This is a genomic window from Campylobacter sp. RM12637 (genome assembly GCF_020137645.1).
Lineage (GTDB): Bacteria > Campylobacterota > Campylobacteria > Campylobacterales > Campylobacteraceae > Campylobacter_E.
Genome location: NZ_JACGAV010000006.1, coordinates 40,388 through 63,070, shown reverse-complemented (window position 1 = coordinate 63,070; position 22,683 = coordinate 40,388). Strand labels below are relative to the sequence as shown.

The 22,683-nt window shown below is 27.5% G+C and carries 24 protein-coding genes, 1 other RNA gene and 1 pseudogene; 10 read left to right on the top strand and 16 right to left on the bottom strand.

Translation table 11 applies throughout. The annotated features are described in order from the left end of the window. Positions 1-95 precede the first annotated feature (95 nt). The 4 genes from AVBRAN12637_RS04670 (at position 96) to AVBRAN12637_RS04655 (ending at position 2,238) form a co-directional block, all read left to right on the top strand. The gene (locus AVBRAN12637_RS04670; RefSeq protein ID WP_214118805.1) at positions 96-1,130 is read left to right on the top strand and encodes a flagellar basal body P-ring protein FlgI; all 1,035 of its coding nucleotides are present in this window, start codon (positions 96-98) and stop codon (positions 1,128-1,130) included. 149 nt (positions 1,131-1,279) lie between these two features. Beyond that, a complete protein-coding gene (locus AVBRAN12637_RS04665) occupies positions 1,280-1,540 on the top strand; it encodes a rod-binding protein (protein WP_239803721.1) in 261 nt (86 codons plus the stop codon). Positions 1,541-1,594: 54 nt separating this feature from the next. Then, complete coding sequence (locus tag AVBRAN12637_RS04660; RefSeq protein WP_214118801.1) at positions 1,595-1,810, top strand: flagellar biosynthesis anti-sigma factor FlgM; 216 nt, start codon at positions 1,595-1,597, stop codon at positions 1,808-1,810. Next, the gene (locus tag AVBRAN12637_RS04655; protein WP_214118799.1) at positions 1,810-2,238 is read left to right on the top strand and encodes a hypothetical protein; all 429 of its coding nucleotides are present in this window, start codon (positions 1,810-1,812) and stop codon (positions 2,236-2,238) included. Before AVBRAN12637_RS04660 ends, AVBRAN12637_RS04655 begins: the two co-directional genes overlap by 1 nt. 18 nt (positions 2,239-2,256) lie before the next feature. On the opposite strand, the gene AVBRAN12637_RS04650 is transcribed toward AVBRAN12637_RS04655, so the two are convergent. The 7 genes from AVBRAN12637_RS04650 to bioD all read right to left on the bottom strand — a co-directional run bounded on the left by AVBRAN12637_RS04650 (position 2,257) and on the right by bioD (position 8,146). After that, positions 2,257-3,567: an MATE family efflux transporter gene (locus AVBRAN12637_RS04650; RefSeq protein ID WP_336615421.1), complete on the bottom strand. Its 1,311-nt coding sequence runs from the start codon at positions 3,565-3,567 to the stop codon at positions 2,257-2,259. 48 nt (positions 3,568-3,615) lie between these two features. After that, a complete protein-coding gene (locus AVBRAN12637_RS04645) occupies positions 3,616-4,950 on the bottom strand; it encodes an acetyl-CoA carboxylase biotin carboxylase subunit (protein WP_336615420.1) in 1,335 nt (444 codons plus the stop codon). A gap of 10 nt (positions 4,951-4,960) precedes the next feature. Beyond that, positions 4,961-5,410 (bottom strand): acetyl-CoA carboxylase biotin carboxyl carrier protein, encoded by a 450-nt coding sequence (accB, locus tag AVBRAN12637_RS04640; RefSeq protein ID WP_214118793.1) that lies wholly within the window; start codon positions 5,408-5,410, stop codon positions 4,961-4,963. Positions 5,411-5,524: 114 nt separating this feature from the next. Next, positions 5,525-6,229: a DUF3137 domain-containing protein gene (locus AVBRAN12637_RS04635; protein ID WP_336615419.1), complete on the bottom strand. Its 705-nt coding sequence runs from the start codon at positions 6,227-6,229 to the stop codon at positions 5,525-5,527. Further along, positions 6,226-6,990, bottom strand: a complete 765-nt coding sequence (locus tag AVBRAN12637_RS04630; protein WP_336607842.1) for a DUF3137 domain-containing protein — start codon at positions 6,988-6,990, stop codon at positions 6,226-6,228. The genes AVBRAN12637_RS04635 and AVBRAN12637_RS04630 overlap by 4 nt, the downstream gene beginning before the upstream one ends. Further along, on the bottom strand, positions 6,987-7,547 hold the full coding sequence (locus AVBRAN12637_RS04625; RefSeq protein ID WP_250325842.1) for a LemA family protein: 561 nt from the start codon (positions 7,545-7,547) through the stop codon (positions 6,987-6,989). Before AVBRAN12637_RS04625 ends, AVBRAN12637_RS04630 begins: the two co-directional genes overlap by 4 nt. 2 nt (positions 7,548-7,549) lie before the next feature. Beyond that, positions 7,550-8,146 carry an ATP-dependent dethiobiotin synthetase BioD gene (gene bioD / locus AVBRAN12637_RS04620; protein ID WP_250325688.1) on the bottom strand — a complete coding sequence of 199 codons (597 nt, stop codon included), beginning with the start codon at positions 8,144-8,146 and terminating at the stop codon, positions 7,550-7,552. Positions 8,147-8,199: 53 nt separating this feature from the next. Between bioD and AVBRAN12637_RS04615 the strand changes: the two genes are divergently transcribed. The 3 genes and pseudogenes from AVBRAN12637_RS04615 (at position 8,200) to AVBRAN12637_RS09805 (ending at position 10,979) form a co-directional block, all read left to right on the top strand. Then, positions 8,200-9,036 (top strand): biotin synthase, encoded by an 837-nt coding sequence (locus AVBRAN12637_RS04615; protein WP_336615418.1) that lies wholly within the window; start codon positions 8,200-8,202, stop codon positions 9,034-9,036. Between the two features lie 248 nt (positions 9,037-9,284). Beyond that, positions 9,285-10,121: pseudogene (locus tag AVBRAN12637_RS09810) on the top strand (cache domain-containing protein); the annotation flags it as partial. Between the two features lie 57 nt (positions 10,122-10,178). Then, complete coding sequence (locus tag AVBRAN12637_RS09805) at positions 10,179-10,979, top strand: methyl-accepting chemotaxis protein (protein WP_442862431.1); 801 nt, start codon at positions 10,179-10,181, stop codon at positions 10,977-10,979. A gap of 5 nt (positions 10,980-10,984) precedes the next feature. On the opposite strand, the gene AVBRAN12637_RS04605 is transcribed toward AVBRAN12637_RS09805, so the two are convergent. Genes AVBRAN12637_RS04605 through AVBRAN12637_RS04595 form a run of 3 tightly spaced genes read right to left on the bottom strand, consistent with a single transcriptional unit; the run spans position 10,985 to position 13,333 of the window. Continuing rightward, entirely contained in the window at positions 10,985-11,659 is a 675-nt protein-coding gene (locus tag AVBRAN12637_RS04605; protein WP_336615417.1) for an SAM-dependent methyltransferase, read from the bottom strand. Next, entirely contained in the window at positions 11,656-12,243 is a 588-nt protein-coding gene (locus tag AVBRAN12637_RS04600) for a pimeloyl-ACP methyl esterase BioG family protein (protein ID WP_336608807.1), read from the bottom strand. The genes AVBRAN12637_RS04605 and AVBRAN12637_RS04600 overlap by 4 nt, the downstream gene beginning before the upstream one ends. After that, positions 12,233-13,333, bottom strand: coding sequence for an aminotransferase class I/II-fold pyridoxal phosphate-dependent enzyme (locus tag AVBRAN12637_RS04595; protein WP_336614661.1), 1,101 nt, complete (start codon positions 13,331-13,333; stop codon positions 12,233-12,235). Before AVBRAN12637_RS04595 ends, AVBRAN12637_RS04600 begins: the two co-directional genes overlap by 11 nt. Positions 13,334-13,381: 48 nt before the next feature. On the opposite strand from AVBRAN12637_RS04595, the gene AVBRAN12637_RS04590 reads away from it, so the two are divergent. After that, entirely contained in the window at positions 13,382-14,668 is a 1,287-nt protein-coding gene (locus AVBRAN12637_RS04590) for an adenosylmethionine--8-amino-7-oxononanoate transaminase (protein WP_336615416.1), read from the top strand. A 32-nt stretch (positions 14,669-14,700) separates the two neighbouring features. Here AVBRAN12637_RS04590 and AVBRAN12637_RS04585 read toward each other — a convergent pair whose 3' ends face one another. The 3 genes from AVBRAN12637_RS04585 to AVBRAN12637_RS04575 form a co-directional block, all read right to left on the bottom strand. Then, positions 14,701-15,780: an NAD(P)/FAD-dependent oxidoreductase gene (locus AVBRAN12637_RS04585; RefSeq protein WP_336615415.1), complete on the bottom strand. Its 1,080-nt coding sequence runs from the start codon at positions 15,778-15,780 to the stop codon at positions 14,701-14,703. A gap of 100 nt (positions 15,781-15,880) precedes the next feature. Continuing rightward, entirely contained in the window at positions 15,881-16,828 is a 948-nt protein-coding gene (locus tag AVBRAN12637_RS04580) for a glycosyl transferase family 90 (RefSeq protein ID WP_336615414.1), read from the bottom strand. Between the two features lie 10 nt (positions 16,829-16,838). Further along, positions 16,839-18,119 carry an aminotransferase class V-fold PLP-dependent enzyme gene (locus AVBRAN12637_RS04575; protein WP_214117095.1) on the bottom strand — a complete coding sequence of 427 codons (1,281 nt, stop codon included), beginning with the start codon at positions 18,117-18,119 and terminating at the stop codon, positions 16,839-16,841. A 128-nt stretch (positions 18,120-18,247) separates the two neighbouring features. On the opposite strand from AVBRAN12637_RS04575, the gene AVBRAN12637_RS04570 reads away from it, so the two are divergent. After that, positions 18,248-18,976: an ATP-binding protein gene (locus AVBRAN12637_RS04570; protein ID WP_336615413.1), complete on the top strand. Its 729-nt coding sequence runs from the start codon at positions 18,248-18,250 to the stop codon at positions 18,974-18,976. 1 nt (position 18,977) lies between these two features. Here the strand turns inward: AVBRAN12637_RS04570 and AVBRAN12637_RS04565 are convergent, their stop codons facing one another. Both AVBRAN12637_RS04565 and rnpB read right to left on the bottom strand, forming a co-directional pair. Continuing rightward, entirely contained in the window at positions 18,978-19,343 is a 366-nt protein-coding gene (locus tag AVBRAN12637_RS04565) for a YbgC/FadM family acyl-CoA thioesterase (protein ID WP_336613846.1), read from the bottom strand. A gap of 9 nt (positions 19,344-19,352) precedes the next feature. Then, positions 19,353-19,677: RNase P RNA component class A (gene rnpB / locus AVBRAN12637_RS04560), an RNA gene on the bottom strand. Positions 19,678-19,730: 53 nt separating this feature from the next. Between rnpB and AVBRAN12637_RS04555 the strand changes: the two genes are divergently transcribed. Next, positions 19,731-20,486, top strand: coding sequence for a hypothetical protein (locus AVBRAN12637_RS04555; protein ID WP_336615412.1), 756 nt, complete (start codon positions 19,731-19,733; stop codon positions 20,484-20,486). A 251-nt stretch (positions 20,487-20,737) separates the two neighbouring features. Here AVBRAN12637_RS04555 and AVBRAN12637_RS04550 read toward each other — a convergent pair whose 3' ends face one another. Further along, positions 20,738-22,681, bottom strand: coding sequence for a transglycosylase domain-containing protein (locus tag AVBRAN12637_RS04550; RefSeq protein WP_442862430.1), 1,944 nt, complete (start codon positions 22,679-22,681; stop codon positions 20,738-20,740). Positions 22,682-22,683 lie beyond the last annotated feature (2 nt).

Sequence of the window (22,683 nt, the reverse complement as noted above, 5' to 3'; positions counted from 1 at the left end):
TTTACAAAAGCTAATTTAGTATTTGGTTAATGTTTTTGTAAAAAATATGGAATATGATTTGCTTAATTTAAACATATTTAAAATAAGGAAAAATAATGAGATTTATGATATTTTTGATATTTATATTAAATTCCTTAATGGCTTCACAAATAAAAGATATTGCAAATATTGTTGGAGTTAGGGATAATGAATTAATAGGATATGGTTTGGTTGTTGGTCTAAATGGTAGTGGAGATGGTTCTAGTAGCGAATTTACTATTCAATCAATTGCAAATATGCTAGGCTCTATGAATATCAAAATAAGCCCTGATGATATTAAAAGTAAAAATACCGCAGCAGTTATGATTAGTGCAAAATTACCTGCCTTTGCAAAAAGTGGGGATAAAATTGATGTAAATGTAGCTTCATTAGGTGATGCTAAAAGTTTAAAAGGTGGAACACTTTTATTAAGTGCTTTAAAAGGTGTTGATGGGAATATTTACGCATTAGCTCAAGGAGCGCTTAGTATAGATAGTAGCGGCAAAGGTGCTAGTATGACAAATGCAAAAATAACAAATGGGGCTAGTATAGAAAGAGAAGTTAATTTTGATTTTAACAATCAAGAAAGAATTACTCTAAGTCTAAAGCAAAATGATTTTGCACTAGCGAGTAAAATAAAAAACGCAATAAATAAAGCTTATGATTTAGATATAGCAAAAGCTACAGATGGTAAAACAATAATAATAGAAAGACCAGAAGAAGAAAGTGCAGTTGATTTTATAGCAAAAGTATTATCGCTAGATGCTGGAGAAATAAACGCAAATAGTAAAATCATAATAAATGAAAAAACAGGAACGATAATAAGTGGAATTGATGTAGAAGTTAGTCCTGTTTTAATATCTCATGGAAATATAACAATTAAAATTGAACCTAAAAGACCTTATGAACTAAAAGACAATGAAGTTGATTTAAAAGATGGTAGTGTAATTGATACTAGCTCAAATATTTTAAGAATTACTAACGATAAAATAACTTTAGCAAATATCACTAGAGCCTTAAATAAACTAGGTGCAAGCCCTGCTGATGTAATAACGATTATTAAAAATTTAAAACAAGCTGGGGCAATTAATGCTGAATTGGAGATTTTATAATGGATATATCAAAAATTTATGAAAATACATATAAAAATACTCTACCAAATACAAATACCTTAATAAAATTAAGCGAAGATAGTAAAAATAATTTTTCTAATTTATTAGAAAAAGAAATTAATAAAATAGAAAATAAAAAATCTCATGAAATTTTAAATTCTAATTTAATAAACCAGCCAAATACTGCAAAAGTAGATGAAAAATTGTTAAAAGAACAAACAGATGCTTTTGAAGCATTTATGATAAAAAGTGTCCTTGATATTAGTCTTAAATTAGAAAATCCACTATTTGGAAAAGACGCTGGAGATGATATTTATGGCTCAATGTATAATGATGCTATGAGTAAGGCTTTAAGTGGTGGGCTTGGATTTTCTGAAATGCTATTTAATTTTTTAAAAGAAAGGCTATAAAGTTTTTTAAACTAATTCCGATATAGTATGCAAATATTATAAAAAGGTTGAAAAATGTTAAACTCACTTAGTTCATCTATGGTATATTCAAGCCAAGATATTATGAAGCCAAAAGCTACAAAAAGTGAAAATGTTGATAAAACTGAAGTTAAAGAAACCAAAAGTTCTTTGAGCCCAAAAGCAGCTGCTATAGCTGAGCAAATTGCAAATGGAACTTATAAAATTGATTTAAAATCTACCGCAAATGCAATTGCAAATGAGTTATGCTAATGATAGAAAAAAGACTAGCTACTGCTAATAATCTTTTATTAAAAATTATTAGCATAACAGAACAAGGAATAAGTGATATTAAAGAAGCTAGAAAAGATAGACTTGATACTCAAAATAAGGAAAAAGTAGAAGCGCTTAATGCTTTTTTAAAAGAAAAACAAGCTTTAGATAATGCCTTACTTGAATTAGCTACTAAAAATAATGGTAATTTATCAGATTTATTAAGTGAAAAATCAAGCGATTTATTACAACAATTAAAATTTAATTTAAATTACTTATTAGCAAAAAACAAAGAATATGCAAAATATGTGCTAAGTGTTAAAGAATTTTATGATTCTTTACTTGAAGAAATGTTAAAAGATAGCATAGAAACTAACGGATACAAACAAGAATTTAAAAGCACAACAACACTAAATCATAAAATATAAATATCTTTTAAAAGATATTTATACAGCTGATTTGCTTTGCCATTTTTTACTTTTCCAACGATATGTATTAGCAAGTCCTCTTAAAAGTTCATCAACTACAAAAGCACTCCATATTCCAACCATAGCAAAATGTAAATGTATCCCTAAAATATAAGCTAAAGGAACGCTAACTCCCCACATAAAAACAATTCCAGCATAAAAAGGAAAAGCAGCATCCCCACTAGCCCTTAAAGAATTAACCATTACTATATTTAAAGCTCTTGAACTTTCTAAGAAAAAACTTATTATAAAAAGCGGTTTTATAATATTTATTAATTCATTGCTTAAACTAAGTGCTTGAAATATATAATCTTGAATTAAAAAAACAAAACTAGCATATGCTAAACTACAAATTATTGCAATTTTTAATACTTTAAAACTTTGTTTATACGCTTTTTCAAATTCTTTTGCACCAACTAGCCTACCGATGATTATCTCATTAGCCACACTTAATGCAGAGCTAGTAGTAAATATAAACATTGAAATTTGAAAAAATATACTTTGAATACTTAAAGCATCTTTTCCTAATAATCCAACAAAAGCAAAAATAACCATATATTGTGCTGACCATAGTAGATTTTCTCCTGCACTAAAGCCACCTATTGTCAAAATATTTTTTAATATTTTTTTATTAATTTTAAAAAATAGCTCAAAATAAATCTTAAGTTTTGCAATCTTAAAATATATATAAATTAGCATTGCAAGGCTTACTATCCTAGAAATTACACTTGAAATTCCCACTCCAAATAAGCCTAAATCATATTTATATAAAAATATAGCATTAAAAACAATATTAACTGCATTCATAATAAGAGATACAATCATTAATTCCTTAGCCTTAGCATAAGTTCTAATTACAGATGATAAAGCTATATTTAAGCAATCTAACAATATTACATAAGCTATAGTTTGTAAATATATTAATGAATAATCAAATATATCATTAGGAACATTTAACAACCTAAGCATATTGCCATCAAAAAAATTAATTATAAAAAATATCAAAATACCTAAAATCATATTAAAAGATATACTAATATGAGCTGACCTTATTGCTAAGTTTTTGTTGTTAGCGCCTAAAGCTTGAGATATTAATACACTTGAGCCAATTGAAAGGAATGAAAATATAGTTGTAGCTATTATAAAAATCTGATTTGCACTACTCATAGCTCCTATTAAAAACACATTGTATCTACTAATCATAATAGTATTTATGACAATAGAACTAAAACGAAGTAGCATTTCTAAATAAATATTTAAAGATAATTTATAAAAATTAATTTCTTTCATAGCATTACTTAGGACTAAATGAAATTCTTAAAGAATTTCATTTAGGAATTATTTTCTTGATAAATAGTTTGTATCAAATTTATTGTTTATAAAATCAGGATTTTCCATCATAGAAATATGAAAATCTTTTGTAGTTTTAATACCACTTACTATTAATTCTTGTAAAGCACATTTCATCTTATGAATTGCCATCTCTCTTGTAGGAGCCCAAACAACAAGCTTACCTATCATACTATCATAAAACGGAGGAACGCTGTATCCTTGATAAACGTGGCTTTCCATTCTCACATTTGCACCTGCAGGAGCTGTATATCTACTAATTGTCCCAGGACAAGGTGTAAATGTTTTAGGGTCTTCTGCAGTAATTCTGCACTCAATTGAATGACCTTTAAAATTTATCTCTTCTTGTTTAGGTAGAGCTTTTCCTTCAGCTACATTTATCATATGACGAATAATGTCTTCTCCACTACACATTTCACTTACGCAATGCTCAACCTGTAATCTTGTATTCATTTCAATAAAATAAAAATTTTGATAATCATCTAATAAAAACTCAAATGTCCCTGCACCTTCGTATCCGATAGCTTTAGCTGCTCTTATAGCAGTTTCTAATAATTTTTCTCTAGTAGCTGGCTCTAAAATTCTAGCTGGACTTTCTTCTATTAGCTTTTGATGTCTTCTTTGCATAGAACAATCACGCTCACCTATATGAATAACATTTCCAAAGCTATCTCCTATGATTTGCACTTCAATATGGCGTGGATTTTTAATGTATTTTTCAATATACATTCTACCATCACCAAATGCGCTTGTAGCTTCGCTTTCAGCAGACCAATATGCTTTTTCTAAATCAGCAGCCTTTTCAACTACACGCATACCACGACCACCACCACCTGCAGCAGCTTTTAAAATAACAGGATAGCCCATTTCTTCAGCTAATTCTTTTGCAACTTCTACTCCACTAATAGCCCCATCACTACCTGGGATTACTGGAACACCTGCTCTTTTCATAACTTGTTTAGCTTTACTTTTATCACTCATAGTATTCATAGCTTCTACACTAGGACCTATGAATTTAATATTATGACGCTCACAAATTTCTACGAAATTTTGATTTTCACTCAAAAAGCCATATCCAGGAAAAATCGCATCAGCACCACATAATTCAGCAGCACTAATAATTGATGGGATATTTAAATAACTCTCGCTTGATTTTGGACCACCAACGCAAATACTAGCATCACAATATTTTAAATATAAAGCGTCTTTATCAGCACTAGAATATATACAAATAGCTTCTTTACCCATTTCTTTAATCGTTCTAATAGCTCTTAGAGCTATTTCTCCACGATTAGCAATTAAAATCTTTTTAATCTCTCTCATTGCAACCTACTTATAGTTTTTCAACTGCAAATAATTCTGTTCCATACTCCACAGGTTGTCCATCTTCTACTAAAGCGCTTACGATTTTGCAATCAAATTCAGCTTCAATTTCATTCATAATTTTCATAGCTTCAATAATGCAAATTGTATCGCCTTTTCTCACTGTTTGACCAACTTTTACGAAACTAGCTGCCCCTGGACTTGGTGCTTGATAAAATGTTCCTACCATTGGGCTTGTAATTGCTGGATGAGTGTTTTTAGCAGGTTGTGCTTCATTTACTACATTTACATTGATTGGTGCTGGAGCACTTTGTGGCATTACTGCAGGAATTGGTGCGCATTCAACAACCGTCCCTTGCTTTTCTAAGCTAATTTCAAAATCGCCTTCTTTGATTTTGATTTTGCCTATATTTGCTTGAGCAAACATATCTATTAATTCTTTTATTTCTTCTCTTTTCATTTTCTCTCCTGATATAAAATTCTGACAATTTTAATGTTATAAATATAACAAAAATAAAATTATAACTTATAATAGCATATACTTTTAATTTCGTGTTTCAAATTCTCACATTTTTTAAAACTCATTAACAATATTTATTATGCTTTTAAATTCTTTTTCAATATTTTCACTAAAAGAAAAATTATGAATATAAATATGCAAATAATTATCTTTATAAAAAAGACTTATTTTGTGATTAATAAGTTTTGCATTATTACTAATAATATCTAATTTCTTAGGATTTAAGAATTTAAAAACTTCTAAATTATTATTAGAATACAATTTAAAATATTTATTAAAATCTACATTATCAAGTAAAATTAAAGGCTCTTTAACTCCTAAAATATCCTTAATATCGCTATTACTAGCTATTATAAAATCTTTCATTTTTATATTTTTTTTACGAATATAAATTCCTTTAAAAATATCTTTTTCTCTTTTTTTATCTTTTTGTGTGTAGTAAGTGTTTTTAATATTAACCTTTAAAATATCTAAATCATCTTTATTATAAGCAAATTCTATATTTAAACTTTCACTATTTATTATGCCTTTTTTAATATCGCTTATATTTGATATTTCATTAAAATTATTGCTAATAAAAAATGGTTTGATTATATTTTTATACTGAATATAGCTAATAAAAAATGATGAAATTATAATAAATACTATCAAAATAAACATTATATAAATATTTTGAAATTGCCTAGCAATACCCCAAATTAAATATATTGCCAAACACACAATACAAATTATTCTAAAAACTTTTAAAAACTCTATCATTTTGCCTCATTAAATTCTTTTATAATTCTTAAAACACTTTTAAATTCATTCTCAATATTAGAAGAAAATAAAAAATTATGAATATAAATTTCTAAATATTCATCGCCATAAATCACACTAAATCTATGATTTATATATTTTGCAGCTGTTACGATATTTCTTAATTTTTTAGGATTTAAAAATTTAAAATCCTTAACCATATCGCTAGGATATAAAATAAATTTTTTATTAAATTCTACATTATCACTCAAATAACTAATCTTTTGATTAAATAAAATTCCATTATTAAAATATAAAAATAGCAATCTCCTATTAGCAAAAATACCAAAATTATTATGAATTTTCTTCTTAACCCTTATATAAGTTCCAAAAAAATCAATGCTTAAATACTTAATCTTAACATCAAACATACCTATACTATCAACTTTTAAAAAAGAACAAAACAAAATATCTAAACCATTTTTTCTATAAGCATTAAAAATATAAGCCCTATCAGAAGCTATTAATGTATCTTTATATTTTTCCTTATCTTCAATCAAAACGAAATTATGTTTATAAAAAAACGGCAATACATATAAAAAAAGATTAAGAGTATAAATTAATAAAGCAAGTAATATTAAAGATACCATTAAATATAAAAAATGACTAAAATGAATTAAATTCATATCCTTACTAATATAATAATCATCTATTGCTAAACATAATTTATAAAATGCAAAAACAACTAAAACTATAAAAATAAGTTTTAATGTTTTAATCATTTAAATAAATCTTTTACATTAGGATTGCTTTTAATTTCATCTTTTACTTCATAAAAATCAGCTTTTATAAAATTAAAAGCATTAGCTATTAAATTATTTGGAAAACTCTCGCAATAATTGTTATAACTTGTAACTGCTGAATTATAAGCTCTTCTAGCAGCACTAATTTGCTCTTCACAATCTTTTAAAGCACTTAAAAGATTATTAACACTTGAGTTTGCCTTTAAATCAGGGTAATTTTCAAGTTTGATATTTAAATTCCCTAAAGCTTTACTTAGTTCGTTATTTAAAGCAAATTTTTCTTTAGTATTATTTGAATACATAGCATTTTCTCTAAGTTTTACAATATTTTCTAAAGTATCTTTTTCGTATTCAAAATAAGCTTTTATAGAAGCTATTAAATTAGGTATTAAATCATATCTTTGTTGAAGTTCAACATCAATACTTGAATAAGTATTTTTTACATCATTTCTTCTTGCTATTAAAGAATTATAAGTAAAAATAACCATAATAATTACTAAAAACAAAATAGCCAAAATCACATAAATTATTTCCAAAACTAACTCCTTAAATATTTTTCAATTTCATTTTTAAATTCTTGTATCTTTTCATCTATGTTAAACTCATCAAAATACTCTAAATGAGCTATATTTACGCCCGTATAATTATAAATAAACTCATCAAGTCTAGTATCAATCTCGCCAATCATCACAACACAAACAATATCAAAACCATTATCTTGCAATGCTTTTATGCTTAAAATCGTATGATTTATCATACCCAAATAATTCCTAGCAGCTAAAATCACTTTACGCTTATGTTTTTTCATAAAATCAATCATAGTTAAATTATCATCAATAGGACAAAAAAGACCCCCAGCTAATTCAATAATCATTTTATCATCAATAGGCAAGATTAAATCATTTATAGAATATTCAATATTATCAAGCTTTTTTGCTATGTGTGGTGATGCAGGAGTATTTAAAAATATCCCTTCTTTATGAACTTTTACATTCTTTACAAAACGCTTTAAAATATCGCTATCTTTATTACAACCTGCTTGAACTATTTTAAAATAAGAATAATTAAAAGCTTTACACAAAGCAACACATAAATGAGTTTTACCAGCGTCAGTATGAATGCCACATATATACATTTTTATCCTTTTTAGTTAGAATAAATTGTATTTTAACAAGTAAAGGATATAAAATGAAAGAAATATTTTTATGTTCAATTTGCAATGTAAAAAGTGGAAATTGTAGCGAAGATTGTGCATATTGCACCCAAAGTAAGCATTATAATACAAATATTAATGTATATGATTATAAGGATATTAATACTATTTTAAACGAAGCAAAAATAGCTAGTGAAGCTGGTGCTTTAGGATTTTGCCTTGTTACTTCTGGTCGTGGAATTGATAGTAAAAAGCTAGATTTTATTGCAAGAGCAGCAAGTGCTATTAAAGAAAGCAGCTTACATTTACACCTAATTGGCTGCAATGGAAGAGCTAGTTATAAGGATTTGGTATTTTTAAAAGAGCATGGAATAGATAGTTATAATCACAACCTAGAAACTGCCAAAAGCAATTTTAAAAATATCTGTACTACTCATACTTATGAAGAAAGATATGAAACTAATCAAAACGCTATAAATGCTGGACTTGGCATTTGTTGTGGTGGGATTTTTGGCTTAGGCGAAAGCGATGAGCAAAGAGCTGAATTACTTGATGCTCTTGCGACTTTAAAGCCGCACACAAGTCCAATTAATTTTTATATAAAAAATGAAGCTTTAAAAATCAAGGCTAAAGAAATCACCAAAGAAGAAGCTATTAATATAATAAAACTTGCAAAAGAAAAACTACCAAATACAAGACTAATGGCTGCAGGTGGTAGAGAATTTGCATTTAAAGATGATTTTAAAGCTATGTTTGAAGCAGGGATAAACGCTATCGTGCTAGGAGATTATCTAACTACAAAAGGCGAAGAAAAACATAAAGATGTAGAACTCATCTTAAAAAGTGGCTATGAAGTAGCTAAGAGTTGTTAAAAATTTTATGGAATTTGAATTTTAAATCCAAATTCCATAAATAATTTATATAAAAATTTTTATATTTTTTTTAAAAAATTCAAAATACTATTAAATTAATATTTATTTTATTTGTTACAACTTAAGATACCCCCCCCCATTGACACATATTAAAGCATTGCTAGATAGATATTTAAAGGCTTAAGAATAAAAAGTAAATTTTATGCTAATATACGGAGCTTAATTTAGAAATTATTATCAATAGGAGAATGAGAATGAAAATATCTCAAAAATTAGCAATTATAATTGCTGTGTCTTTAGTGATTTTATGCTCTAGTATGATTTATTTATCAAATAGTGCGATGAAATCAATTAGTGATGATACTGATGTATCTATTGAAAAATTAGTCTTAGACGATGCTTTAAAAACTGCTCAAAGCGTTGTATATAGTGTAAATCATATGACAGACCAGTTATATTTAGATTTAAAAAGTAAAGGCATTAGTAAAGAAGTATCATACAATAACACCATAAAATACTTAAGCAATATGGATTTACATAATAAATTAGTGAATTTTTTCGCAATGGATGAAGATGGAACCTACCTAGTTCATTATGTTCAAGCAAGAGTTGGTAAAAATCATATAAATGACAAAGATATTTATGGAAAATACTTTATTCAAGATTTAATCAAATCATCAGCAAACCCAGATGGTGGATATGTTAAAACTAAGTTTTTTGATTCTATGATTAACAAAGAAAGAAATGTATTAATATACGCTCAAAAAGATATAGGTATGGGAATTATCTATGCTTGCACCGTGGATTTAGATGAAGGAATGAAAGAAATACAAAAAATCAACGACGATATGAACTCTCACATAAATGAATTTGGAATTAAATTCATAACATACGCAGTGATTATTGGGATAATAATACTTGCGATATTGATATTTTTTGTATTATTTCAAATCTCTAAACCACTTAATTATCTTACAAGTAGAGCTACTGAATTAAGTAGTGGAGATGGAGATTTAACTCAAAAACTTCCTATAAATGGTAAAGATGAAATAGCAGCAACAAGTAAAGCCATTAATGATTTTATAGAAAAAGTTAGATTATTAATAGTAGATGCTAAAAATATAAGTAGCGAAAATGCTAGTGTGGCAAATGAGCTTTCTCAAAGTTCTTTAAATACAGGTCAAAGTGTTGAGCAAAGCTCTGTGATAGTAAGAGATGTAGCTAATAAAGGAGATAGTGCAAACTCTACTCTAGCAATCGGAGTTAAAGCTGCAGAAGATGGCAAAAACCAATTAGTAAATGCTCTAAAATATATAAATGATGTAAATAAATCTATTTCAGAATTAAATACAAAAATTATGCAAAGTGCGAATTTAGAAGCTGAAGTATCAGATAAGATAGTAAGACTTAGTCAAGATGCTGATAATGTTAAATCTATTTTAGAAATGATAAATGATGTAGCAGACCAGACTAATCTACTTGCATTAAATGCTGCAATTGAAGCAGCAAGAGCAGGAGAGCATGGGCGTGGGTTTGCCGTAGTAGCTGATGAAGTAAGAAAATTAGCAGAAAGAACCCAGCATTCATTAGTAGAAATAAACGCAACAATAAGTGTTATAACACAAGGTATAGAAGATGCAAGTGGTCAAATGAGCCTAAATGCAAAAAGCATTGGGGAACTGACAAAATTAGCTGATAATACTCAAAAAACTATGAACGATATGAATGAAGCTATGAATAATGTAATAGGAATTTCAAATCAAACCGTAGATGATTATATAATCACTAGCAAGGTTATGGATGATATATTATCAGGAGTTAATAATATCAATAAAATAACTCACGAAAACGCAAGAAGCGTAGAAGAAATAGCAGGGGCAGCAAATCATCTTAGCAATATTACAGAAAAATTAAACTCAAAACTAAATGAATTTAGAACTTGAGTAAATCATTTGCTAGCACTAACGAAAATGGCGTGGTAGTTTAAGGTATTGTGATATTTATCATTAAAGATTTTTAAATCATTTTTACCTAAAAATACCCCGCTAAAGGCATTTACCCCACTAAGCTTTAAATGCCTAAAAAGCTCAATACTTGAGCTAAAATTTAGCTCATAATCTTTCTCAAAAATCTTTATATTTTTATAATACAGCTTTAAAATCCGCTCTATTTCATCAATATTTAAATACTCAAGCCCTACGCCAAAATGTTCTTTAATTTGCCAAAGATTATTCACTCCAAAAGTGCTAAAAATTAGCTTAGAATTTGATTTAGAAATTTCATTTATTAATTTTGCTAAATCAAGCCACTGAAAACACGCATTTGAAATGACTAAATCAAAATCCATTTTAGCTAAAAATGAGTTTTCAAAATCTCTTAAATCGTGCTTTACGAAAATAAATTCCTTGCCATAATCACAGCTAAAATCATTAATATCCACGCAATAAAACTCACTAAATTCTATCTTTTTAGCTACCATTTTACTAAACTCACCCCTATTTGAGCCAAGCTCAAGCACCCTATCAAAACGCCCATTTATTTCGCTAAGCAAAACTTCTCTCATATCATTTTGCACGATAGCATTTTTAAAATAAGTATCTTTTGCTCTTAAAAAACTTTTCATATTTCATCCCAACTTAAAAACTCATCAAAGCAAAAATGAGAAGCATTGATTTTATTAATATTTTTAAAGCTTTTTAAAAGTGCATTTTGTGGGAAAATTTTATCATCATTTGATGAGTATGCCAAATCATAATCTTGCCAAATACAAGGCTTTTTAGAAATTTCTATAATACTTAAAAGCTCATCTTTAGGATTTTGATTAAATGCCTTATTTATCCCGCCACAATTATTTAAAAAGCTTTCTTTATCAAATCTTTTAGCCGTAATTTTAAAAAGCTTTTCGCTAATTCCAAACTCATCATCAATACCTTTTATAGTGCCATTTATCGCTATTTTTTGCACAATATTAAGCGAACTTAAATCACACTTACAAGATACCATAACACCCATTGAAAAAGCGATTAGTTTAATGTTTTTATAAGTTTTACAAATCTCTAAAAATCCTAAATCAAATTCCAAATAATCATAAACCATTAAAACATCATTTTTAGAAGCTAAATTATAAGCACTCGGTAAAAAGCCAAAACCACCAAAAAACAGCACCAAATCACTAGAATTATTTTTATGTAAAAACTCAAATTTCATAAAAAGCCTTAGCAAAATTATCTAAATCGCTAAAATCCATACTAGCATTTATTGATAGTCTTATTCCTGTATCTTTAATAGCTACGGTTGGAGTTTTTATACTTGGAGCAAAAAAGCCTTTTTGCATAAGTTTTGCCGAGTAAAAATTAGCTTTTTCATTATCTCCTAAAACTATCATTTTTATATAACTAACGCCCTTTATTTTATCTTTTAGCAATTCATTTAAATATGAGCTAAGATTTTGCAAATGCTCTCTTAATTTATCAAAATTAGCTAATTTTGAAAACACAAAATGCGAATAAGCTACATTAATAGGCGGTAAAGCGGTTGAATAAATTAGCCCCCTAGCCTTGTTTATAAAAAAATCTTTTGCTTCTTTTGAGCAAATCATCGCAGCACCCATACTAGCAATGCTTTTACCAAATGTAAGAACTAAAAAATCAATGTCTTTTAAGTATCCAAGTCCAAGCCCATTAATGCCGAGTGAGCCAACACTATGTGCTTCATCAACATAAAGCATAATGTTTTTATATTTTTTCTTAAGTTCTAAAAGCTTATCAAGTGGTGCAAAATCTGCGTCCATACTATATAAACTCTCGCAAATTATTATGATTTTTTCATAATTTAAATTCGTTTGCAATAATTTTTCTAAATCATTTATATCATTGTGTTTAAAGCGTTTAAAATTAGAATGCTTTATGCCATCAATGATACTTGCATGAACTTTTTTATCAGCTAAAAAAAGCGTATTTTTTAAAGTAGCTAAAGCACTTAAACAACTATAATTTAGCAAAAACCCACTGCTAAATAAAAGCGCTTCATTTTTATATAAAGACGATAAGTATTCTTCAAACAAAAAGTATTCATCTCCACCGCCACCAAGACTTCTACTAGCGCTTGAGCTAAGTGCAAAATGATTTTTTAAAAACTCTCGTTCAAGTTCACCGCTACTTGCAATTCCTAAATAATCATTACTAGCAAAATTAAGCAGTCTTTTATCATTGAAAATCACAAATTTACCATCATTTTTAAATCTTTTTAGTTCTCTAAAATTATTTTCTTTTTTTAATTCATTTAATAAGTTTTGCATTTTTATCCTTTATAATAATTTTAATTAAAATTTATAAAGGAGTTATAAATGCAAGAAGAATTAGTAAAACTTGATTTAGCACATATTTGGCACCCTTGCACGCAAATGAAAGAGCACGAATTTGTGCCATTAATCCCTATAAAAAGGGCAAAAGGTGTGTATTTATATGATTTTAATGATAAATCATATATTGATTGCGTTAGCTCTTGGTGGGTAAATCTTTTCGGACATAGCAATGATTATATAAATAGTAAAATTTACGAGCAATTAAACACTTTAGAGCATATCATAATGGCTGGATTTTCTCACGAAAGCATTATAAGATTATCAAAAAGACTTACTGATTTACTACCAACTAAGCTTAATAAATGCTTTTATGCTGATAATGGCTCAAGTGCTGTTGAAGTAGCACTTAAGATGAGTTTTCATAAAAATCTTTTGCAAGGAAAATTAAAAAACAAATTTTTATCACTTAGTAATTCATATCACGGAGAAACGATAGCTGCACTAAGCGTAAGCGATGTTGAGCTTTATAAAAAGACTTATAAACCACTTTTGCTTGAATGCTTAAACACTCCTGCACCAAGTGGGCTAGATTATGAAAATGAATTAAAAGAGCTTGAAAAATTACTTGAAAAAGAGCATAAAAACATAAATGCCTTTATACTTGAGCCTTTAATTCAGTGTGCAGGTTCAATGAATATGTATTCAGCTAAGTTTATTAAAAAGGCTTGTTGGTTAGCAAAATCTTATGATATTGATATAATTTTTGATGAAATTGCCGTTGGATTTGGAAGAAGCGGGACTATGTTTGCTTTAGAGCAGTGTGAAATTGTGCCTGATTTTTTATGCCTTAGCAAAGGGCTTAGCGGTGGGTATTTGCCAATTAGTGTAGTAATTACAAATGATGAAATTTATAATGAATTTTATGCTCCATATAACGAATACAAGGCATTTTTGCATTCACATAGCTATACAGGAAATGCACTTGCTTGTGCTGCTGCGAATGCAACTTTAGATATATTTACTAAAGATAATGTTATAAATCAAAATAAAATTAAAAGCGAGTATATAAACTCACTTTGGCAAGGATTTGCTGAATTTAAAAGTGTGCGAAATGTTAGGCATCAAGGAATGGTATTTGCATTTGATATAGAGCATTTTAATCCTAGATTTGGGCTTGAAGTGTATCTAAAAGCACTTGAATATGGGTTACTTTTAAGACCACTTGGCAATACGATTTATTTTATGCCACCTTATGTAATTAATAATGATGAGATAAATTATGTAATAAATAGCATAAAAGAGATTTTGAGATTTAAGAATTTGAAATGAGAATTTCAAATTCTTAAAATTGTTTTAATGTTTTACTTTAGAGTTTCACTCCATTCTATTTCGGTTAATTTTTTAAGACTTTTTGCCATAAAACCACTATAAGTTTTACCTAAAATAACGCCTATTGCATAGTCTTTTCCAACCGAACAAATGCTACCTTTATCATTGTATTTAAAAGGTTCGTTAAACTCAATTCCTTCAAGTCTTGCATTTAGTCTTTTTGCTAGGTATTTTCCTTGCTTACAAGCAATTTGTGCAGTAGGTGCGAAATTTGAAACAATCGCTAAATCTCCTAAAACATAGCAATTATCAAAATTAGGTGCCATTAAATACTCATTCACTAAAACTCTATTATTTTTGTGATTAAAGCCACTATTTGCAATTACTTCACTACCCTTAATGCCAGCTGTAAAAATTATAGTTTTTGCTTTTATATAATTATTTTCATCGTTTAAGAATAATTTATCATCAACTTTTTTGATTATTTTATGAGAGCTTAGAACTTTTACGCCTAGATTTTCTAAATAATTTCTAGCTTTTTTAGCTAAATCTTTAGTATAAACAGGCAAAATCTCATCCATTGCTTCAACCAAATATAAATTAATGCTAATTCCTAGATTTTTGCAAGTTGTAGCGATTGAGCCACAAAGCTCTACTCCGCTAAGCCCCGCACCACAAATAATTACATTTTTATTCTCATAAAGCTCAAGATTTTTATAAAGTGTTTCAGCAGTTTTTAAAGCGTTTTTATAATTTATAATATTTAAGCATTCATCAAGTCCATCAATGCCAAAGGTATTTACACTCGCACCAAGCCCAACATAAAGCTCATCATAATCATAATTTGCATTCTCGCAAATAACTTTGCCATTTTCAATACTTTTTACATTATCACAAATTAAAGTTATATCTTTAGGCAGTATGCTTTTTAGATTTATTACTATGTCTTTTTCGCTTTCTCTTGCTGCTATTTTGTGTAATTCTGTCGTTTTATAATGATAAGAATTATTGTTTATTAGTATAAATTCTGCTTTTCTTAGATTTTTCTTTTTAATCTTTTTAATTAGACTTAAATTTGCATACCCAGCACCTAAAAATACAATTTTTTTCATAAACTCTCCTTTAAAAATATTTAATAAATATTAAAATATTTTTACTTTAATTCATATTAAATATTAATAAAGTTTAAAATAAAATTTATATATTTTAAATTCAATCAAATAATTCAATTACAAAATTATCTAATTTCACTTGATTTGAATAATAAAAATACTTCGCTAAAACCAAAATACCAAGCAACTCTTCTATATTAGGATTTAAAAATTGTTGTATATATTCATTTTGATTTTTAATAATATTTTTTACTAATTTATCATTAGTTAAAGCATTATCCATTACATCTAAAATATCGCTAAAATCATCTTGAATTAATAAAAAATGCTCGTTAGGAATTAATTTTCCTTCCATAAACCAAGTTTCATATTTTAATCTTGGAGTAATTGCGATAGAATTTGAACTCATTATCCATTTAAGATTTGTAGCAACATCCCAGCCTTCAAGAGAGATTATAAATTTATATTTAAGCTGCTCTTCCTTGCTTAAATACCCCCCCCCATTTTTCTTATTTACATTACCTAGATTTAATCTTTTACAATCTTTAAATTTATTAATAAAATCTATTCTATTTTGTTGAACACAAGCACCCCTAAAAACAGCCAAATCCACTTTATCTTTAAAATCATTTTTATCATTTAAAAAACAAAAATGTCTTCTGCTATCAAGCTTTAAAATCACATTTTTACTATCAATTGGTCTTGATTTTGTTATGGTATTTAAAAACTCACTAGAACAATCATAAAAGAATTTATTTATCTTTAAATCTTTATGAAAATATTTGCTAACCTTGTAAAAATCAAAAGAATATGAAGTATTTTTTAATAAATTTTCGCCTAATTTAGAATGCTCTACATTTTCTATCTTTTTTAGCTCAAAAAAATCATTAATTTTATTGTAATAATTCAATCTATTTTTTATATGTAAAATCTCATAATTTTTTAGCTTTTTTAAAGCATTTAATTTTGAAATTAATTGCATATTAAAAAACACTCTTGGAATACTTAAAGCACCAAGTCCTTTTAAATTCATAATCATTCTACTCATATTATTTTCCTTATTTTAAATTCTTATTTAGCTTTTCTATGCTTTTGCAAAGTGCGTTAATCAAATAATCAATATCGCTTAATTCGTGAGTATAATGCAAACTTATTCTTAAAAATCCAGGCTTAGCATTGAAATTTTGATTATCCACATAATTTAATAAATCATGTGCATAAGGACCAGCACAAGCACACCCAGCACGAGTTTCTATCCCATAATCATCACTTAAAACCCTAGCTAAATCATAAGGACTAACGCCTGTAGAATTTAGTGAAAATATAGGCAATCTATCCTTAATATTTGCAGCGTATAGTGTGATTTTGTATTTAAATTGCACTTTTTTAATAGCGTTTAAAAAATATTCTTTTAAGATATTTTCCTTTTCTTTAATCACTCCAAGCCCTATTTCATCTCTAAGTCTAAAAGCCAATTCACTTTTAATAACTTGTAAAATCGCAGGGGTTCCACCCTCTTCAAGGCTTTCAGCATCGTCTAAAAACTCATAATTACTCCTACTAACATAGCCAACCGTCCCACCAGCTGCAAATGTAGGAATTTTGCCAATAAGCTCATTTTTAATAGCTAAAAATCCACTCGTGCCAACTCCACCTAGCATTTTATGTCCTGAAAAAAACAAAGCATCAAACGGAATTTCAATATTTTCATAAGGTATAGCCGAACTTGCATCAATTGCTAAAATCGCTTTATATTTTTTCGCAATTTCGCTGATTTTTGTAAGGTTTGCTCTAACTCCTGTGATATTGCTAACGGCATTAAAACTCATTATTATTTTTCTATTAGCGTTCTTTTTGCAAATTCTTTCAAGCTCGTATAAATCACTATTAAAATCCCTATGATTTAGCCTAATGCACTCGCATAAACCTTCTTTAAAACTAAGCTCATTTGAATGGTGTTCAATCGCACTAACAATTACTAAAGGCAAAGTATTTTTAGCAATATCATTAAAATAACGCTGTTTAATAAGCGGTGGAACATATATTCCTAATAATTCTTGAAATTTTTTAATAGCCGCAGTTGAGCCACTCCCACAAGCAATCAAGCTATAATTAGAATTTAATCCTAAGCTTTTTTTGATATAGCTTTTTGCGTCTTTATAGTATTTACTTGTTATTTTTGAATTTTTTGCACTATCTGAATGAGTGTTGGCGTATGTTTTTAAAATATTTTGCATTTTTAATTCAATTGATTTTAGTGCTAAAGCACTTGCTGTGTAATCAAAATATTTTGTATTTTCATCTAAAATTATGTCGCTTTTTAGCTCACTAATTTGCATTTTTGCCCTTTGTAAAAATAATTAAAGTAAAATTAGCACAAAAAAATTAAGGGGTAGTTATAGAATTTTTAGACTTTATTAAAAGATATCCGCATTTTTATTTAGATGAAGCGTTAGACTTTTATTCTGTGTTTGGAGATAAGAGTTTTAAACCTAGTTTAAATGATATTAATTATTATATACACGAGCTAGTAAATACATATAATCCTTACGAATTTGAAATAAATGAAAGTGAATGCAAGGCACTAATTCACTACGCTAAAAAATCTCGCTTGGAGTTTTCTATCAATAAATACGGCTCGAGATTTAAAGCTAGAAAGAGCTTTCACTCGTTGATTAATCGTGGTTTTTTAAGACTTGAATTAAATAATGATTTATTGAGTTTTAAGAGATTTTATCCACAAAATAAAGTTATTTTTAATTCTAATTACACTAGATTTTATTTTTATTTTTTAAAGGCAATGGAAAAAATCATTTTAAAAGATAAAGAACTAGCCTTAAGATTAATTAATGATAAATTTTATGAATATCAGTCGTTTATTTACGAACAAATCGCTTGTGAGTGGTGCGAGAAGAAATTTAATATAAAAGGCATTAAGAGTATTTGGGGCAAAGATTATGAATGTGATATTTTTTATGATAATTACGAAATATCTTTATTAGGCGAAGTGAAATTTAATGGCAAAAAAATGTGTATTAGCTCGTATTCAAAACTCATTCAAAAGGCTAGATATTTGGGTTTTGAGCCTGATTATTTTATACTTTTTAGTAAAAACGGCTTTAGTAAAAAACTTCTAGCTTTAAATGATAAAAGACTAATATTAGCTAATCACGAAAATTTTAAAGAATTTATATAAATTATTTACTCAAATATTTTTTTATTTCTTCACTAATTGGAGATAGTTTGCCATCTTTTATATGAACTAATTTTATAAAAGCTTCAAAAATAGCTTTATCATCTTTATAAATTATTTGCTTTAATTCTAAACAATATTTATCAAATCCTACAAGAATATTTTTAACTTCTAAAATATCTCCTAATTTAGCAGGTGCTTTATAAATAGCCTTAATTTCTCTTAATGCAAAAGGATTTTCTTTTAATAAATCTTTTCCTTCATTAGCGAAAAACCATTCGCTCCTAGCTCTTTCACAATATTTTAAATAATTTGTATGATAGACAATCCCCATACAATCAGTATCTTCATAATAAACTCTAATTTGCATCCTAATCCTTAAAAGAGTATGGCTATAAGCCGGGTTTTGTCTTGGATAATCATTTATCTACTTACTATTTCACAATAGCACTCTAGCGAAGGGTTTAAAATATAAGATAAAAACCACCCCTTCTTGCTGCAGGTTGGGTTTATAAGCTGAATTGCTTTTACTCGCATAATCACTGGTGGGCTCTTACCCCGCCGTTTCACCTTTACCTAAAATTAGGAAGTTTATTTTCTGTTACACTTTCCCTTAGATTGCTCTAGCCATCTGTTAGATGGAACCTCATCTTATTGCAGCCCGGACTTTCCTCTTAATTAAAAGCGATTATCCACCATACTCTTACGCCATTTTAACTAAGCTTGTTTAAGATAAAGAAAATTAAAGGAGTAAAAAATGTATAAATATAATTTATATTATCCAGCGGGAAATACTACAGCTTTGGTTATTGGTATTAATAACTTAGATTTTAAAAGTATAAATAATGAGATTTTATCTAAGCATAAAGATGTTGAACAAGTTGGCTTTGTGCAAGATTATGAATTAAAAATGGCAGGTGGAGAGATTTGTTTTAATGCTTTAAGATGTGCGGGAAAGTATTTTTTAGATACTAATAATTTAAAAACTACAAAAATTAAACTAAATGATAAAGATTATTTATGCGGTATTAGTAGCAGTGATTTTATAAAAGATAATAATATTAAAAAACTATATAAAGATGATAATTTTTATTATTTAAGATTTAAAAATGAATATAAATTAAATAAGCTTGATGATGATATATATTATGTAGATTTAGGAGATATTTTTCATATTATTTATACGAAAAAATTAAATTTATCTAAAATTAATTTAAAAGAATTTGCATATTCATATTTAAAAGATAATGATTTTTTAGACAAAAAAGCAAGTGGTTTTATGTATTTACAAGGTGATTGCCTTGAGCCTATTGTCTGGGTAAGAGATATTAAGACTTTATTTTATGAGAGCGCTTGTGGGAGTGGGAGTTTTGCTAGTTATTTATATTGCAATGAAATTTTAGGTAAAAATTATTTAGCACTAAAACAACCTTCAAATGAGTATTTGTTTTTAAGAGAAGTTGATGGCTTTATAGAAATTAGCTCAATTATTAAAGATATTACTAATTTATGATACAAAAATTGCTAGATTTATAATCACTAAATTATAGAAATTAAATTAGAAATTTAGATTTTAAAATTAAAATTTAAAAGCTTTTAATTTCAAGATTTTTATATTATAAGCAAATTATTACATTTAAAATTAGTAATAATTATTCTAGTTATGTAGTGATATGTTTTATAAGTTATATGCTAATAATTTGAAGTCTAAAAATTAAATTCCTATTTTAAATTATTTAAAATAGGAACTAAAATAATTAAATATTAAAACATTAATCCATCTTCTTCTTGTTGTTTTAATATATCATTTCTGCTTGCTTTTGGTAAAGGTGATTTATCTGTATAAAACCAAGTTTTACCATCAATTACTCTTTTTTCAACGCCTTTTGGTATATCAAAAATTCTTTTAATATTTGGATTTTCTGCTAAATATTTTTGCATAAAATATCTAAATACAGGAGCAGCCGTTCTAGCACCACCTTCATAATATTTCATAGGCTTATTATTATCATTACCATACCAAGTTATTACTTGAATACTAGGCGTAAAACCTACAAACCAAGCGTCTATACTTTTATTTGATGTCCCTGTTTTTCCAGCTACTTCAAGTCCTGCAATTCTTGCTGCACCACCAGTTCCGGCTGCGACAACATTTTTCATCATATCAATCATTAAATAAGCTTGTTCAGGTTTTACAAATTCTTCTGCTTCTTTGGTTTTTAACTCAATTTCATTACCAAATTTATCAGTAACTTTTGTAATCAATCTAATAGGTTGTTTTGTTCCATAATTTGAAATAATGCTATAAAGTTCAGCGTAATTATAAGGACTAACCCCAAAAGAACCTAATCCTATTGATAAATCTTGTGGAACATTTGTAAAACCAAATTTAGTAATTGTTTGATGAACAAAACTAAGGCTAGTATCAAGTAGTAAGTTAATTGTAGCTAGGTTTCTACTTTTTGTAAGTGCTTCTTTAAGAGTGATTAAACCATTAAAATCTTTTCCATAGTTTTTAGGCTTCCAAATCATTTTCTTACCCTGTGCATCACGAGTTTCAAACACTCTTGCAATATCAGCAATCTCGCTAGCAGGTGAATAGCCAAGATTTAAAGCTGTAAGATATACAAATGGCTTAAAGCTTGAACCCACTTGACGATTACTCATAGTAGCACGATTAAAATTACTTTTATAATAATCAACCCCACCAACTAAAGCTAAAATATCCCCACTACTAGGCTCTGTAACTATCATAGCTCCATTGATTTGGTTTAAATCTATATCTTTATCTCTTTTAATAAGTTCATCATATCCAAACTTAATAGCTTCTTCAGCTATTTTTTGAGTATTCAAATCAACACTAAGTTCAACTCTATAACCACCTGTTTTAATGTCTTCAATTCCCATAGCTTGTAATTGTCTAATAGCTTCATCTATTACATAAGGAGCTTTATTTTGAGTTAAACTCTCATCATAAACAATTGGTTTTAAAGCTACATTTTGTTTATATTCAGCTTCACTAATCCAGCCTAAATCATACATTCTTTTTAAAACTGCATTAGCTCTTGAAAGCGATAAATCAATTCTTTTTGTAGGATCATATGTGCTAGGAGCTTTTGGTAAGCCAACTAGCATAGCCATTTCTTTAAGGCTAAGTTCGTTTAATTCCTTATGAAAATACCCAGCAGCAGCTGTTTTAATCCCATAATATCCATGCCCTAAAAATATAAAGTTTAAATATCTTTCTAATATTTGTTCTTTTGTTAGATTTTTTTCAATTTCATAACTAATTATTGCTTCATTTATTTTTCTTTTAATACTTTTTTCACTTGTTAAATAATGATTTTTCACAAGTTGTTGAGTAAGAGTTGAAGCACCTTCTGCTAAGCGACCTTTTTGAATATCTTTAATAATTGCTCTAAAAATAGCATCAATATTAATCCCTTCGTGTTCAAAAAAACTCGTATCTTCAATAGCAATTAATGCTTCAATTAGTCTTGGTGGAATTTCTTCAAATCTAGCATAAGCTCTATTTTCGTTAAAAACATTTGCAAGTAAAGTGCCATTTCTATCATAAAATTGAGTTGTAAGGTCTAAATCAAATTCCTTATAATCAATATCTTTATTTTCAACAACATTTAAAAAATATCCTAAAACAACACAGCCTAAAATTCCACAAACAGCTATAAAATAAATAATGTATTTCAAAA

Coding starts and splice junctions, on each gene's coding strand:
- AVBRAN12637_RS04585 (WP_336615415.1), bottom strand. CDS start 15,780: ATGAAAAAAATTGTATTTTTAGGTGCTGGGTATGCAAATTTAAGTCTA.
- AVBRAN12637_RS04595 (WP_336614661.1), bottom strand. CDS start 13,333: ATGCAAAACTTATTAAATGAATTAAAAAAAGAAAATAATTTTAGAGAA.
- AVBRAN12637_RS04635 (WP_336615419.1), bottom strand. CDS start 6,229: ATGATAGAGTTTTTAAAAGTTTTTAGAATAATTTGTATTGTGTGTTTG.
- AVBRAN12637_RS04670 (WP_214118805.1), top strand. CDS start 96: ATGAGATTTATGATATTTTTGATATTTATATTAAATTCCTTAATGGCT.
- AVBRAN12637_RS04660 (WP_214118801.1), top strand. CDS start 1,595: ATGTTAAACTCACTTAGTTCATCTATGGTATATTCAAGCCAAGATATT.
- AVBRAN12637_RS04650 (WP_336615421.1), bottom strand. CDS start 3,567: ATGAAAGAAATTAATTTTTATAAATTATCTTTAAATATTTATTTAGAA.
- AVBRAN12637_RS04655 (WP_214118799.1), top strand. CDS start 1,810: ATGATAGAAAAAAGACTAGCTACTGCTAATAATCTTTTATTAAAAATT.
- AVBRAN12637_RS04605 (WP_336615417.1), bottom strand. CDS start 11,659: ATGAAAAGTTTTTTAAGAGCAAAAGATACTTATTTTAAAAATGCTATC.
- AVBRAN12637_RS04590 (WP_336615416.1), top strand. CDS start 13,382: ATGCAAGAAGAATTAGTAAAACTTGATTTAGCACATATTTGGCACCCT.
- accB (WP_214118793.1), bottom strand. CDS start 5,410: ATGAAAAGAGAAGAAATAAAAGAATTAATAGATATGTTTGCTCAAGCA.
- AVBRAN12637_RS04615 (WP_336615418.1), top strand. CDS start 8,200: ATGAAAGAAATATTTTTATGTTCAATTTGCAATGTAAAAAGTGGAAAT.
- AVBRAN12637_RS04630 (WP_336607842.1), bottom strand. CDS start 6,990: ATGATTAAAACATTAAAACTTATTTTTATAGTTTTAGTTGTTTTTGCA.
- AVBRAN12637_RS04580 (WP_336615414.1), bottom strand. CDS start 16,828: ATGAGTAGAATGATTATGAATTTAAAAGGACTTGGTGCTTTAAGTATT.
- AVBRAN12637_RS04555 (WP_336615412.1), top strand. CDS start 19,731: ATGTATAAATATAATTTATATTATCCAGCGGGAAATACTACAGCTTTG.
- AVBRAN12637_RS04565 (WP_336613846.1), bottom strand. CDS start 19,343: ATGCAAATTAGAGTTTATTATGAAGATACTGATTGTATGGGGATTGTC.
- AVBRAN12637_RS04645 (WP_336615420.1), bottom strand. CDS start 4,950: ATGAGAGAGATTAAAAAGATTTTAATTGCTAATCGTGGAGAAATAGCT.
- AVBRAN12637_RS04575 (WP_214117095.1), bottom strand. CDS start 18,119: ATGCAAATTAGTGAGCTAAAAAGCGACATAATTTTAGATGAAAATACA.
- AVBRAN12637_RS04600 (WP_336608807.1), bottom strand. CDS start 12,243: ATGAAATTTGAGTTTTTACATAAAAATAATTCTAGTGATTTGGTGCTG.
- bioD (WP_250325688.1), bottom strand. CDS start 8,146: ATGTATATATGTGGCATTCATACTGACGCTGGTAAAACTCATTTATGT.